This is a genomic window from Kitasatospora sp. NPDC097643 (assembly GCF_040302625.1).
Taxonomy (GTDB): domain Bacteria; phylum Actinomycetota; class Actinomycetes; order Streptomycetales; family Streptomycetaceae; genus Kitasatospora.
In genome coordinates this window covers 1-13,782 of record NZ_JBEOSA010000003.1, presented here as the reverse complement: position 1 = coordinate 13,782, position 13,782 = coordinate 1, and the positions used below count along the sequence as shown (strand labels likewise).

Sequence of the window (13,782 nt, the reverse complement as noted above, 5' to 3'; positions counted from 1 at the left end):
GCCGGTCCGAGCGGGAGCCGGTTCGAGCGGCGGCTCCGGCTCGGGCAGGGGTTCCGCCCCCGAACAACCGGGCGGCCGGTCGTCCGTACCATGGGACGCACGGCCGCCCGCGCGTGTCGCGATCCGACACCTCCCCCCGAGGGCGGCGGTACCACCCCCAAGGAGGCGTTGCACGTGACCGAGGACCGCACCCCCGGCGTGGCCGAGAACCCCGAGGCCGTCGGCGGCGAGGAGCCGCAGCAGTTCAAGGGCCGCAAGAACGGCCTGTACGGCGAGGTCTCCGACGAACTGGCCGCCTCGATGAAGTCCGGCTGGGCCGACACCGAGCTGCACGGCCTCACCCCCGTCGCCCAGGCCCCGTACGCGGCCGAGCGCCGCGCCCGGCTCTCCGCCGCCTACCCCGGCGAGCGCCTGGTGGTCCCGGCCGGCAACCTGCGGGTGCGCTCCAACGACACCGACTACAACTTCCGCGCCGCCAGCGAGTACGTGCACCTCACCGGCGACCAGACCGAGGACGCGGTGCTCGTCGCCGAGCCGACCGGCGAGACCGGTCACGCGTTCACGCTCTACCTGCTGCCCCGCTCCGACCGCGAGAACGGCGAGTTCTGGCTGGACGGCTACGGCGAGCTGTGGGTCGGCCGCCGGCACAGCCTGAGCGAGCAGGAGCAGCTGCTCGGCCTGCCGGCCCGCGACGTCCGCAAGGCCGCCGAGGAGCTGGGCGAGCTCGCCAAGGCCTCCGCCGTGCCCACCCGGATCGTCCGCGGCTACGACGCCGGGCTGGAGGCCGCCCTGGCCGACGCGCTGGACGCCGACCGGGACGCCGAGTTCAAGGAGTTCCTGAGCGGCCTGCGGCTGGTCAAGGACGAGTGGGAGATCGGCGAGCTGCGCGCCGCCTGCGACGCCACCGTCAAGGGCTTCACCGACGTGGTCCGCGAGCTCGGCCAGGCCGTCGCCACCTCCGAGCGCTGGATCGAGGGCACCTTCTGGCGCCGCGCCCGGGTCGACGGCAACGACGTCGGCTACGGCACCATCGCCGCGGCCGGCCCGCACGCCACCACCCTGCACTGGGTCCGCAACGACGGCGACGTGCGCCCCGGCGAGCTGCTGCTGCTGGACGCCGGCGTGGAGACCCACACCCTCTACACCGCCGACGTCACCCGCACCCTGCCGATCAGCGGCCGCTTCGACGAGTTGCAGCGCAAAATCTACCAGGCCGTGTACGACGCCCAGGAGGCCGGCATCGCCGCGGTCAAGCCGGGCGCCCGGTTCCGCGACTTCCACGAGGCCTCGCAGCGCGTGCTCGCCGAGCGGCTGCTCGCCTGGGGCCTGCTGGACGGCTCGCAGTACGACGTCGAGAAGGTCCTGGAGCTCGGCCTCCAGCGCCGCTGGACCCTGCACGGCACCGGCCACATGCTCGGCCTGGACGTCCACGACTGCGCCCACTCGCGCCGCGAGGAGCACGTCGACGCGCTGCTGGTGCCCGGCATGGTGCTCACGGTCGAGCCCGGCCTGTACTTCCAGCAGGACGACCTGACCGTGCCGGAGGAGTACCGCGGCATCGGCGTCCGGATCGAGGACGACATCCTGGTCACCGCCGACGGCAACGAGAACCTCTCGGCCGGCCTGCCGCGCCGCGCCGAGGACGTCGAGGCGTGGATGGCCTCGCTGGCCTGATCCCGCGCCCTGACCGCGCGGCCTGATCCGCGGGCTGCTCCCGCGAGCTGATCCGCCGGCCCGGTGAACGGCCGAGGGCCCGGCTTCCCCGGTGGGGAGGCCGGGCCTTCGTGCGTCGTTCGAAGGAGATTTCGGGCCGGCCGGAACGGCTACACTCACCGCCGTCCCGCCACCGTCAGCAGGGGGTTCGCATGACCGGGCAGCGCGATGAGCAGCAGGTCGAGGGGCCCGCCGGGGCCGGCGGGTACCCGGTGGCCGTCAGCATCGGCCGCCGGCCGGAGCCGGTGCACGACGTCGCGGTGTACGCCTTCGCCGGCATGGCGCCGTTCGAACTCGGCGTGGTGGTCGAGGTGTTCGGGCTGGCCCGGCCCGAGCTGAGCGGGCTGCTGGCGGCGCCCTGGTACGGGCTCAAGGTGTGCGCCGACCGGCCCGGAACGGAGCTCGACGCGGTGGGCGGCTTCGCGCTGACCGCCCGGCACGGGCTGGACGAGCTGGCGGCGGCCGACACCGTGGTGATCCCCGGGGTGCCGAACGCCTTCAGCGGCGTGGTGCCCTCCGGGCTGGTCGCCGCGCTGCGGACGGCGCACGAGCGCGGTGCCCGGATCGTGTCGATCTGCTCGGGCGCCTTCGCGCTGGCCGCCGCCGGACTGCTGGACGGCCGGGAGGCGACCACCCACTGGCGGTACGCCGAACTGCTCCAGCAGCGCCACCCGGCCGTCCGGGTCAACCCGGACGTGCTGTACGTGGACAACGGTGACGTGCTCACCAGCGCGGGCAGCGCCGCCGGGATCGACCTCTGCCTGCACCTGGTCCGCCGCGACCACGGCGCCCGGGTGGCCAACAGCGTGGCCCGCCGGTTCGTGGTGCCGCCGCACCGGGACGGCGGGCAGGCCCAGTTCATCGAGGCGGCGGTCCGGCCGGTCGAGCAGGAGGACGACGGGATCGCCCGCAGCATGCAGTGGGCGCTGGACCACCTCGCCTCCCCGCTGACCGTCCCGCTGCTGGCCCGGGCCGCCCGGATGTCCGACCGCTCCTACCTGCGGCACTTCACCGCCCGCAACGGCACCAGCCCGATGCGCTGGGTCGTCACCCAGCGCATCGCCGCCAGCCTGCCGCTGTTGGAGTCGCCGGACGGCACGGTGGAGGAGATCGCCGCGGCGGTCGGCTTCGAGAGCGCCGCGACCTTCCGCCACCACTTCGGCCGGGTGATGCGCACCTCCCCGACCGCCTACCGGCGCTCCTTCGGGCGCGGGGTGGCCTAGCGCCGGTCTGGCAATTCCCGCCGGGCGCGAATTGTCAGACCGGCCCTACAGGGCGGGTCTCACGGATCTCGCCCTAGGACCTGTTCGATCGCACGGTCACGCGTTCTCGTGCCGGTCCGCGTTGGCGGTCATCGCGTCGTGCAGCCACTGGGCCAGGCCCGGGGCGAGCTGCTCGTAGGTCGCGGTGAAGCGCGGGTCGGCGACGTACATCCCGGCGATGCCCCGGTGGATGGCGTACGTGCAGTCGTAGAAGTGGTCGCAGATGTGCCGGCGGTGCTCCTCGGCGAGGTCCATCGCGGCCACGCCGTCGGCGGGCCGGCCGGCGGTGAAGGCCGCCACCAGCCGGTCGTTGAGCGCGTCCGCCTCGGCCTTGATCCGCAGCCAGTCCTCCTTGCCGTACTCGCCGGTGCGGCGCTGGGACTGCGCCCAGGCCTCGGTGTCGCCCCAGCGCTGCTCGGCCTCGCTCTCCCACTCCTCCTGGTAGTGCTCGCCGAAGACCTCGAACTTCTCCTCCGGGGTCAGCTGAATGCCCATCTTCTTTGCCTCCATGGCGTGTTCGACGGCCGCGGCGAGTTCCTGGAGACGGCTGATCCGGTCCGTCAGCAGCTCGTGCTGGCGCCGGAGGTGCTCACTCGGGCTGACCGAGTCGTCGTCCAGGATCGCCGCGACCTCCTCCAGGGGGAACCCGAGTTCGCGGTAGAACAGGATCTGCTGCAGCCGGTCGAGGTCGGCGTCCCCGTACCGGCGGTAGCCGGCGGGGGTACGGCCCTCGGGGGACAGCAGGCCGATCTCGTCGTAGTGGTGCAGGGTGCGGACGGTCACCTTGGCGATCTTCGCCACGGCGCCGACCGTGTAGCCGTCACTGCCGCTCATCGGGGTCGCTCCCTTCGTCCTGCCACCACACTCGGCCCTCCCGTCGCGTGAGGGTCAAGTCGTTTCGACCGAACCCACAATTGCCGGGCCGGACGGTACGCCCCGACGATGTGCGCCATGACCACGATCACCGCGCCGCCCACCCCCCTGGTACGACCTCCCCTGCTGCGACGGCTGGCCGCCGAGGCGGTCGGGACGGCGGCGCTGGCCGCCGTCGTGGTGGGCTCGGGCATCCGGGCGAGCGCGCTCAGCGCGGACGGCGGGGTGCGCTTCCTGGCCAACGTGGGCGCCTCGGCGCTGGCCCTGATCGTGCTGATCGAGCTGCTCGGCCCGGTCTCCGGGGGCCACTTCAACCCGCTGGTGACGGCGGGCGCCTGGTGGACCGGGCGGCGCGGCGGCAGCGGCCCGTCGCTGCCCGAGCTGGCCGGGTACGTCGGCGCCCAGCTGGTCGGGGCGGTCGCCGGGACGGGCCTGGCCAACGCGATGTTCGCGCGGCCGTTCGTCGAGCTCTCCGGACAGGACCGGGACGGCCCGGCGCTCTGGCTCGGCGAGGCGGTGGGCACCGGGGTGCTGCTGCTGGTGGTGTTCGGGCTGACGGCCGCGGGGCGCGGACGGCTGGTCCCGGCGGCGGTCGGGCTGTGGATCGGTGCGGCCTGCTGGGCGACCTCGTCCGGCAGTTTCGCCAACCCGGCGGTGACCTTCGGCCGGGCCCTCACCGACAGCTACACCGGGATCGCGCCCGGGTCGGTGCCCGGCTTCGTGCTCGCCCAGCTGCTCGGCGCGGCGGGCGGGCTGACCCTGGTGGCGCTGCTGTTCGGCCGCGGCCGCCGGACCTCACCGAAGCAGGTCCCGAGCGACGCCCGGGACCTGCTGGAACACCGCTGAGCCTGCCGAGGCGCTGAGCGCGCGCCGGGGCGGGCGCTCAGGCTCCCGCGCCGACCAGGACGCGCTCGCGCCGGCGGGACGCCCGGCCGCCGCGCCCGTGGCCCCCGTCGGCCGGTGGACGCGGCCGGCGGGTCTGCTGGGTGGGCCAGAGCAGCACGTACGCCGCCGAGACCACGACGAAGGCGAGCCGGACGAAGCCGCGGGCCGGATCGGACGGCAGCAGCAGCGTGCCGCCGTACAGCGCCGCCAGCGCGATCCAGCTCCACCACGGGACGAGCCGCTTCTGCCCGACCGCGTCCCAGAGCAGCGTGCCGAGCAGGATCGAGGCCGTGTAGTAGGTGTAGACGCTCGGGTCGAGCAGGATCCGGGCGTCCGCGCCCAGCAGCACCACGGCCGGCCAGCGGCCGCGCCAGACGGCGACGCTGCCGAGGCCGATCCCGAGCGCGAACTGGGTGGGGCGGTCCCACCAGGGGGTGGCCGGGTCGGTCACCCCGAACCAGCGCAGCGCGGAGGCCGGCTGGTTGGGGATGGTGAACTTGGCGGCGGCCATGGTGTCCAGGTTGCCCAGGTAGAACGGCAGCCAGGCGACCGCCACCAGGCCGGCGAAGCAGAGCGCGGTGCGCAGCCAGGCGGGCCGCGGCAGGGCCAGGATCAGCGGGGCGAAGGCGATCGCCCAGGGTTTGGAGTCCACCGCCAGCGCCAGGTAGACGCCGACCATGGGGGCCCGGCCCCGGGCGAGGGCGTGCGCGGCGAGCGTGGTGAAGAACAGCGCCAGCACGTCGTCCAGGTGCGCGAAGCGGACCGAGACCTCGACCCACATCGGGATGAACGCCAGCCCGGCGATCAGCAGCCGCTGCTGGAGGCGGCGGTGGTTGGTGCCGGTGCCGAGGTAGTAGTGCGCGGCGGTGCGGCCGACCAGGACCAGCATCACCAGGCCGAGCAGGGACATCGCCGCCTCGGCGAGCAGCTGGCCGGTGTGCGCCGAGAACGGGGCGGTGAGCCGGGCGGCGGCCAGGCTGACCGGGCCGATCTGGAGCTCCGGGTGGCGGGCGTAGAGCGAGAGCCCGCCGTCCGGCTGGTCGCTGAAGAGCAGCTGCTCGCCCTGGCGCAGGTAGTGCCAGGAGAAGCCGCCGCTGGGCTCGACCAGGAAGAACCAGAGCACCGTCCAGCCGACCAGCAGAATGTGGTGTCTACGGACCGGAAGGCCCGCGATCCGCCCGGTCGCCGCCTCGTAGTCGGTGGTGGCCCGTCCCGTGCGCACTTCCCGCACCTGTCCCTCTCCCCGCCGGATCCGCCCCCCTCCGGCCGGACATCCTATGTGACGGAGGAGTACCGTCCGCGCCGCCCGGATGTCCGTCCGATGGACGGCCGGGCGGCGCGGCGGGTACGTGGAGCCTCCGGCGATCGGCGGGCAGTGTCGCGGGCCGGTTGCCGGAGGCTCTCAGGCGGCGGGCCGCCTCACGCCCCCTCGGGGTCGGTGCCGGGTCAGCCCTGCTGGGCGGACTTGCGGCGGCGCAGCACCACGAGGGTGCCGACACCGGCGACCAGCACGGCGGCACCGGCGCCGGCGATGGCGGTGGTGTTGTCACCGCCACCGGTCTGGGCCAGCGCCTTGTCGCCGTTGTCGGCGGTGGTCTTGGCCTTGGTGACGGCGGCCGGGGTGATCTTCGGCGGGGTGACCTTCGGGACGGACACCGGGATGTCGACCGGGCCGGCGGCGTCGGTGCTGCTCTCGGCCGGGGCCGGGGCGGCGGTCGAGGCGGACGCGGACGGGCTGGCGGCCGTGGTGGTCGGCTCGGCGGTGGGGGTGCCGGTCGCGGTGGCGGTGGCCGTCGCGGTGGCCGTGGCCGTGGCCGTGGCGGTCGCGGTGGCGGTGGCGGTGGCGGTCGGCGAGGTGGTCGCCGTCGGCGTGTGGGTCGGCGTCCCGGTCGCGGTCGGCGTGTGGGTCGGCGTGGTGGTCGCGGTCGCCGTCGGGCTCGGCTTGCCGGTCTTGGTCGGGGTGGGGGTCGGGCTCGGCTTGTCGCCCTTCGCCTTGATGACGAAGCCCGCGCCCTTGATGCCCTCGCAGCTGAAGCCGCCCTCGTCGACCGGCAGGTGGGTGTCGTCGTCGAGCTCGGCGGAGTAGACGACCGGGACGACGGCGGCCTTGCCGAGCGGGGCCTCCGGGGTGAAGGCGACCCGGACCTTGATCTGGACGTTCTTGCCGCGGTTCACGGCGAGCAGGTCGTCGTCGACCGGGTTGCCGTTGTCGCCGACGTTGCCGAGCAGGAAGAGCGCGGCGTCGTCGTCGCTGTCACCGCCACCGGGGGCGACCACACCGGTCTGCCACTGCCCGCCGGGCAGCTGGTACTGGACCTTGAGGTCCTTCGCCTTGAGCGAGCCCGCCTTGTTCTTGAACTTGAGCAGCGGGAGGAAGACGAAGTCGTGCTTCGTCGAGTTGTCGATCTTGAAGGTGAAATCGCGGGCGTCACCGCCGGCGATGAACGAGCCGGGCACGCCGTTCAGCGTGAGACCGAGCTCCTCGCTCTCCGCCTTCTTCGCCTGCGTGGCGGCGGCGGACGGGGTGGCGGTGGCGCCGACGGCCATGGCGCCCTGGGCGCCGGTCAGCACGAGGGAGGAGGTCAGCGCGACGGCGCCGGCCACGGCAAGACTGCGACGTATGGACAAGGAGACCTCACGGAGTATCCGGGCGAGGCCCGGGGCGCGGCGGGACGGCTGAACGCGCCGCATACCCCCCGCGAAGCTTGAAAGTCCGACGGAGATTACCGAACGATCCGGCCGATCCGGAAGGCGGGTGTCACGTCGCGCCCCGCTCACGGGACAAGCGCGCCCGAATCGCCCAACTCCGTCCCTCGACAAGGCTTTTGATCTTTACCAAAAGATGACCGCGAGGGGTGACGGGTACACGCCCGAAAGACCGTATCGCACGGCCCCGGAAGGCGTGAAGCCGCCGGGCGCGCGCCCACGGGCGTCGCCGGGCGCTGGCGTCGCCGAACGCGCGCCGGGGGAACGCCTCGGTGCGCGTCCGGGAGAACGCCTCGGGGGCGCCGCCCGCCGGCACGCCTCAGTCGGCGAAGAAGGACTTGGCGGCGATCAGCGCCCGCTCGTCGCGCAGCACGTCCCCCGGGCGGGTGCCGTTGCCGAGCAGCGCGCCGCCCCAGCGCATCCCCATGTACTCGGCCGTCAGCCGGAGCGTGCCGATCAGCGGATCGGCCTTGTCGTCCCCGCCGGCCAGGGCGGTGACGCCCCAGATGGTGCCGCCGGCCATCCCGGCCCGGAACTCCACCCCGGGCACCCGGAACCAGGCCGACCAGTAGTCGAGGTAGAGCTTCGCGGTGGTCGGCAGCGAGTACCAGTACAGCGGCGCGACGAAGACCAGGTCGGTGGCCGCCAAGGTGGCGTCCAGCAAGGTCCGTTCGTGACCGACCGGCTCGGGGTAGCGGCCGTCCCCGGTGTGCCGCAGGTCCTGGAAGGGCGGCAGCGGGTGCTCGGTCAGCCGCAGCCAGCGCTGCTCGGCGCCGGCCGGCAGGCTCGCCTCGGCCGCCAGCCGGGCGAGGCGCTCGGAGTTGCCGTCGGTGCGCACGCTGGCGTTGAGGAACAGGAACCTGCGCGGCGCGTCGGCGCCGGTCGGCTGGTCGGTCATCGCAAACTCCCCCGGTCGGACGGTACGGACGGAGGTGCGAGCACCCGCCCAGCGCCGGTTATTCCGGGCTGCCGACGGCGGGCGCGCCGTTCACGCCGGGCGCGTGCCACCACGACGCACGCCCCCGGTCGAACCGTCAACGCCCTGGGAACCCCGCTCAGGTGGGGAGACCGGCCCGGCGCCGGGCCACGGCCGCGACGGCGGCCCAGTCCTTGTCCCCGTCACCGTGGGCCAGCGCATCCAGGAAGGCGTCCCGCAGGAGGCTGCCGAAGGGCAGCGGGACGTTCCGCGCGGCCCCCGCCTCCAGCGCCAGGCCGACGTCCTTGAGCCCCAGCGGCAGCCTGAACCCGGCCGGTTCGTAACGCTGTTCGGCCACCATCGCGCCGTACCCGGCGTAGATCGGCCCGGGGAACAGCGTCCCGGAGATCATCTCGATCAGGTCGACGGGCCGGACGCCGTTGGCCTCCGCCAGGCTGCACGCCTCGGCCATCGACTCGATCGCGCAGGCCAGCAGGAAGTTGGTGCTGATCTTGGCGGTGTTGGCCTGCCTCGGGCTGTCGCCGAAGCGCCAGGTGCGCTCCCCCATCGCGGCGAACAGCGGCTCGGCCCGGTCCAGCAGCGCCGGCTCCCCGGCGGCCAGGATGTTCAGCCGCCCGGCCGCCGCGACCGGCGGCCGGCCGAGGACGGGCGCGGCGACGTAGCCGACGCCGTGCGCGGCGTGCAGCTCCTCGGCGCGCCCGGCGAGCGCGACCGAGACGGTGGCCATGTTGACGTGCAGGGTGGTCGCGGCGCCCGCCAGCAGCGCCTCGTCCAGCAGCAGCCGCTCGACCGCCTCGTCGTTGGCGAGCATGGAGACCACCGTGTCGGCGGCGAACACCTCGGCGAGCGAGCCGGCCGGCTCGGCGCCCTGGGCCACCAGGGCGGCCACCGGCTCTGGCGAGCGGTTCCAGACCCGTACGGCGTGACCGGCCCGCAGCAGACTGCCGGCCATGCCGCTGCCCATCGCGCCCAGCCCCACGAAGCCGACCGTCGTCCCGGTCATCGCCCCACTCCCGTCGCCACTGCCGCCACCAATGTCGCTGACTGTACGTCAGAACGCCTGGTCGGCAGGCGCGCGGGGTGGGGCCTTGGGGCGGAGTGCGGGCCCGGGATCAGGCGCAGGCGCGCTGCGGCAGCGGGAACCGGGAGTGGCCGCGCGCCAGCTCGACGGCCACCCGGTCGCGCAGCAGCTCGTACTGGGCCTGGAGCCGGCCGGGCCGGGCCGGGCGGGCGACCGGGCGGCCCGGGCTGACCAGTTCGTCCGGCCCGAACTGCTCGCGGGTGAGGTCGATCTCGATGCCGGTGGCGAAGCGGTTCCACCAGTGCAGGTCCGTCCGGACCCCACCGACGTGCACCTCGCCCATCATCAGCTCGCCGCCGAGCAGGTCGTGCACCACCAGCGCCGTCACCCCGCACTGGCCGCGGGCGGGATTGTCGGGACGCCAGAGGGCCAGGTCCTCGGGCGCACAGGTGTCGACACCCCAGGAGGAGCGGATCGCACGTTCGATGTCGTTGAGGGTCCACGCCGTCATACCGGGAAGCCTGCCACGGGCCACTGACAGCGGCACCGGCTTTTCAGAGGGCCACCCCGTGTTCTGCGGTGACCTTCTCGATCTTCACCCGAACGAGGAGTTCCCCCGGCACGCCGTTCCGGGCCCCGTACTGCTCGGCGAGGCCCTCGCCCATGTACCGGGCGGCGATCCGGGTGGCCCACTCGCGCACCTCGGTCAGCTCCTCGCTCAGCCGGGCGGTGCCCTGCACCAGCACGTACGAGAAGGGCGGCCGGTCGTCGTCCACGCAGATCATCACCCGGCCGTCGCGGGCCAGCGTACGGCCCTTCACGGTGGCGGCGCCCGTGTTGAAGACGAGCTCGTCGCCGTCCAGCAGGAACCAGACCGGGGCGACGTGCGGGCGGCCGTCGGCGCGGGTGGTGGCGAGCCTGGCGGTGCGGGTGCCCTCGGCGAGGAACGCCCGCCACTCGGCATCGGTCATCTTCGGCATGGTGATCATCCTGGCCGGTCGGGACGCCCCGCGCAGCGGAAACGCGCCGACCGGCCGGGAGGCTCAGGCCGCCGGCCGCGTCACTTCGCCAGTTCGGCGACGCCCGCCTGCGCGAACTGCTCGTCCAGGTCGCCGCTCGGCGCGCCCGCGACACCGATCGCCGCGACCGGGGCGCCCTTGGACTGCACCGGGGCGCCGCCGGCCAGGAACAGCGTGCCCGGGATGTCCTTGAGGTTCGGGGCCTGCGCCAGCCGCTTGGCCAGCTCCGAGGTCGGCGCGTTCCAGGAGACCGCCGTGAACGCCTTGCGCTGCGCCGACTCGGGGGACTGCGGGCCGGCCCCGTCGCCCTTGAGCAGCACCCGGGTGACGCCGTCCCGGTCGACGACCGCGACCGACACGTGCTGGCCGGCCTTGGCCGCCGCGTCCAGGGTGGCCTGGGCGGCGCGGGTGGCGGCGTCGATGGTCAGGCCGGTGCTCTGGGCGAGGTTCTTGTTCTGGGTGTCGACCTTGACCGCGGCCGGGGCGGCCGGGGTCTCGGCGGTCTCGGCGCTGGCCGAGACGGCGCCCACGGTGGCGGCGGCGAGCGCGGCGCCGGCGACGGCGCCGGTCAGCACCCGGGTGCGCACGGAGGTCTTCTTCATGGTCCAGCTCCTCAACGGGTCCGGTACGGGGATCGGGGGGGCGGTACCGGGCGGGGCGGGGCCCGCCCGGCGGCACGTTCCGATCCTCCGGCCGGGCCGGGCGCCGCCACATCGACGGACCGGCGCGAGCGCCCGGGCGGGACGGCGGACACCGGTGTCAGCCGATCGGCTGATGCGGGACCGGGCCGGACGGGTCACCATCGAGGGATCGGCGCAGGTCAGTGCACTCGGGTCCGCGTCCGCGCCACTACCCCCGTCCCGCCTGTGCCCGTCCCGCCGGTGCCGGTGTCCGCACCCCCGCCGGACACCGCCGGCCGCCTCCGGTGAGGAGTCCCCCGTGCAGCAGCCCCGCCCCGCGGCCGGCCCCACCGCCGGTCCCGCCGCCGACCGGCCGGCCGGTCACGAGGGCGGCGACGGTGGCGACCCGGACGCGGGCCGGCTGGCGCTGCTGCTCGACTCCGCCTTCCTGCTGCTGCTCGTCGCCTCGCTCAGCCGGTACCTCACCCACCACGCAGGCAGCCCCCGGATCCCCTGGGTGATCGGCCTGAGCGCCACCCTGGCCGTCGCCCAGCCGGCCGGTTCCTGGCTGGCGCACCGCCGCCCGCCCGGGCCGCACCGGCGACGGCGCTGGCCGCTGGCACTGGTGGTCGCCCTGTGGGTGGTGCTGGTGCTGCTCGCGCCGAGCTTCGCGTGGTGCGCCGTCCCGCTGATCTACACCGGGCTGCGGACGCTCCCCGCCCGGGCGGCGATCCCGCTGGTGGCGGCCCTGACGCTGCTGGTGGTGATCGCCGAGATCCGGCTGCCGGGCGGGGCCGACGCCACCCTGGTGCTGCTGCCGCCCGCCGTGGCGGCACTCGCCACCGGCGTGTTCCTGTTCATGGCCCGGCAGGCCGACCGGCAGCGCGCGCTGATCGCCGATCTGGTCCGCACCCGCCGCGAACTCGCCGCCACCGAGCGGCGGGAGGGCACCCTGGCGGAGCGCGAACGGCTCGCCATGGAGATCCACGACACCCTGGCGCAGGGGCTGTCCAGCCAGCAGATGCTGCTCCAGGCCGCCGAGCGCACCTGGGACGCCGACCAGGCCACCGCCCGTACCCACGTCCGGACCGCCGCCGAGGTCGCGGCCCGCAACCTCGCCGAGGCCCGCCGCTTCGTCCACGACCTCGCGCCGGCCGAGCTGGCCGACGGCCGTCCGCTGGACCAGGCGCTGCGCGCGCTGGCCGGGCGGGAGTCGGCGGAGAGCGGGCTGCCGGTCCGCTTCCACCTGGACGGCACGCCGGTGCCGCTGCCCGCGGCGGCGCAGTCGGCGCTGCTGCGGATCGCCCAGGGCGCGCTGGCCAACGTCCGGGAGCACGCGGGCGCGTCGGCCGCCGCGATCACCCTGTCGTTCCTGGGCGACCAGGCCGTGCTGGACGTCGCCGACGACGGACGGGGCTTCGAGCCGGGTCCGCCGGGGTCGTCCGGCTCGACGGGCCCGACGGGCGATCGCCGGGAGGGCCGCGGCTACGGGCTGCCGGCGATGCGCGCCCGGCTGCGGCAGCTCGGTGGCACGCTGACCGTGGAAAGCACCCCGGGCGAGGGCACCGTCGTCTCCGCCATGATCCCCCTGGAGCACGGATGAGCCCGGCCGTCACCCCGCCCCCCGCTGCCTCCGCCGGGTCCACCGCCCCCGTCCGGCTGCTGGTCTGCGACGACCACGCGGTGGTCCGGGCCGGCCTGCTGGCTCTGCTCGCCAGCGCCGGCGACATCGAGGTGGTCGGTGAGGCGAGCACCGGCGAGGAGGCGGTCGCGCTGGCCGCCCGGCTGACGCCGCAGGTGGTGCTGATGGACCTCCAGCTCGGCGAGGGCATCGACGGCGTGGAGGCCACCCGGCGGATCACCGCCACCCCCGGCGGACCGCACGTCCTGGTGCTCACCACGTACGACACCGACGCCGACATCACCCGGGCGATCGCCGCGGGCGCCACCGGGTACCTGCTGAAGGCCGAGCGGCCGGAGGAACTGTTCGCCGCGGTGCACGCCGCCGCGCGGGGCCGGACGGTGCTCTCGCCGCCGGTCGCGTCCAAGGTGATGGCGCAGATGCGGGCGCCGCTGCCGCAGCTCACCGAGCGCGAGCAGGACATCCTGGCCCAGCTGTCGCAGGGTCTGGGCAACCGGGAGATCGCCCGCGCGCTGTTCATCAGCGAGGCGACGGTGAAGACCCATCTCGGGCGGATCTACGACAAGTTGGGCGTCGACACCAGGGCCGGCGCGGTCGCGGTGGCCAAGGAGCGCCGATTGCTGCGCTGAGCACTCGCGCAGTGTCACTCCGTGCTGTCATGATGCTCGGAATGTTGGATTCCGCGGCGGCGCGCGCCCGGCCCGAGACCCGTCCCGGTGTCCGCCGTACGACCGCGGATGCCCCGACGGGCCCACAACTGCCTGGTCCAGCGGGTTCCGCCCGGCGGGAACCCGTCACCACGATTGTGGATGTTTCGTGGAACCGAGTATTGACAAACCAACCACGCGGTTTGTTAGCGTGAGATCAACGACGTCCCCGGGGGTGGGGGCTCGCCGGGGCCTGTGCGGACCGCTCTCGCCGGAGGGTGCTGCCAGGGGGGAACGGCGGGTTGCCGGGGAGTCGGGGGGAGCGGCAGCGCCGAGGCCGCGCGACGAGGCGGTGCGGAGCGAGTCCGGGGGGACTCGCTCCGCGGGATCGGAAGAGCGGGGGGGGGGGAAGGAGTGTGGGGGCGGGTGTGTTGATATCGGTGGTGGGGGGAGCATT

At 74.6% G+C, this 13,782-nt stretch carries 13 protein-coding genes; 5 read left to right on the top strand and 8 right to left on the bottom strand.

Going from position 1 to position 13,782, the window contains the following annotated elements; genetic code table 11:
- Positions 1-174 precede the first annotated feature (174 nt).
- Together ABTY15_RS03195 and ABTY15_RS03190 are read left to right on the top strand one after the other, a co-directional pair.
- Positions 175-1,674 (top strand): aminopeptidase P family protein, encoded by a 1,500-nt coding sequence (locus ABTY15_RS03195; RefSeq protein ID WP_350575135.1) that lies wholly within the window; start codon positions 175-177, stop codon positions 1,672-1,674.
- Positions 1,675-1,958: 284 nt separating this feature from the next.
- Positions 1,959-2,936 carry a helix-turn-helix domain-containing protein gene (locus ABTY15_RS03190; RefSeq protein ID WP_502893415.1) on the top strand — a complete coding sequence of 326 codons (978 nt, stop codon included), beginning with the start codon at positions 1,959-1,961 and terminating at the stop codon, positions 2,934-2,936.
- Between the two features lie 96 nt (positions 2,937-3,032).
- Here ABTY15_RS03190 and ABTY15_RS03185 read toward each other — a convergent pair whose 3' ends face one another.
- Positions 3,033-3,809, bottom strand: a complete 777-nt coding sequence (locus ABTY15_RS03185) for a MerR family transcriptional regulator (protein WP_350575129.1) — start codon at positions 3,807-3,809, stop codon at positions 3,033-3,035.
- 117 nt (positions 3,810-3,926) lie between these two features.
- Here ABTY15_RS03185 and ABTY15_RS03180 point away from each other — a divergent pair, with 117 nt between their 5' ends.
- Entirely contained in the window at positions 3,927-4,694 is a 768-nt protein-coding gene (locus ABTY15_RS03180) for an aquaporin (RefSeq protein ID WP_350575126.1), read from the top strand.
- Positions 4,695-4,731: 37 nt separating this feature from the next.
- Here ABTY15_RS03180 and ABTY15_RS03175 read toward each other — a convergent pair whose 3' ends face one another.
- The 7 genes from ABTY15_RS03175 to ABTY15_RS03145 all read right to left on the bottom strand — a co-directional run bounded on the left by ABTY15_RS03175 (position 4,732) and on the right by ABTY15_RS03145 (position 11,018).
- Complete coding sequence (locus ABTY15_RS03175; RefSeq protein WP_350575123.1) at positions 4,732-5,955, bottom strand: hypothetical protein; 1,224 nt, start codon at positions 5,953-5,955, stop codon at positions 4,732-4,734.
- 224 nt (positions 5,956-6,179) lie between these two features.
- Positions 6,180-7,361, bottom strand: coding sequence for an LAETG motif-containing sortase-dependent surface protein (locus tag ABTY15_RS03170; RefSeq protein WP_350575120.1), 1,182 nt, complete (start codon positions 7,359-7,361; stop codon positions 6,180-6,182).
- 397 nt (positions 7,362-7,758) lie between these two features.
- On the bottom strand, positions 7,759-8,337 hold the full coding sequence (locus ABTY15_RS03165) for a flavodoxin family protein (RefSeq protein WP_350575117.1): 579 nt from the start codon (positions 8,335-8,337) through the stop codon (positions 7,759-7,761).
- Positions 8,338-8,494: 157 nt separating this feature from the next.
- A complete protein-coding gene (locus ABTY15_RS03160; protein WP_350575114.1) occupies positions 8,495-9,379 on the bottom strand; it encodes an NAD(P)-dependent oxidoreductase in 885 nt (294 codons plus the stop codon).
- A gap of 109 nt (positions 9,380-9,488) precedes the next feature.
- Entirely contained in the window at positions 9,489-9,908 is a 420-nt protein-coding gene (locus tag ABTY15_RS03155; RefSeq protein ID WP_350575111.1) for a YunG family protein, read from the bottom strand.
- Between the two features lie 43 nt (positions 9,909-9,951).
- On the bottom strand, positions 9,952-10,368 hold the full coding sequence (locus ABTY15_RS03150; protein WP_350575108.1) for a PPOX class F420-dependent oxidoreductase: 417 nt from the start codon (positions 10,366-10,368) through the stop codon (positions 9,952-9,954).
- Positions 10,369-10,457: 89 nt separating this feature from the next.
- The gene (locus ABTY15_RS03145; protein ID WP_350575105.1) at positions 10,458-11,018 is read right to left on the bottom strand and encodes a GlcG/HbpS family heme-binding protein; all 561 of its coding nucleotides are present in this window, start codon (positions 11,016-11,018) and stop codon (positions 10,458-10,460) included.
- A 337-nt stretch (positions 11,019-11,355) separates the two neighbouring features.
- Between ABTY15_RS03145 and ABTY15_RS03140 the strand changes: the two genes are divergently transcribed.
- On the top strand, positions 11,356-12,639 hold the full coding sequence (locus tag ABTY15_RS03140) for a sensor histidine kinase (protein ID WP_502893410.1): 1,284 nt from the start codon (positions 11,356-11,358) through the stop codon (positions 12,637-12,639).
- On the top strand, positions 12,636-13,307 hold the full coding sequence (locus ABTY15_RS03135; protein WP_350575102.1) for a response regulator: 672 nt from the start codon (positions 12,636-12,638) through the stop codon (positions 13,305-13,307). The genes ABTY15_RS03140 and ABTY15_RS03135 overlap by 4 nt, the downstream gene beginning before the upstream one ends.
- The last annotated feature ends 475 nt before the right edge of the window (positions 13,308-13,782 follow it).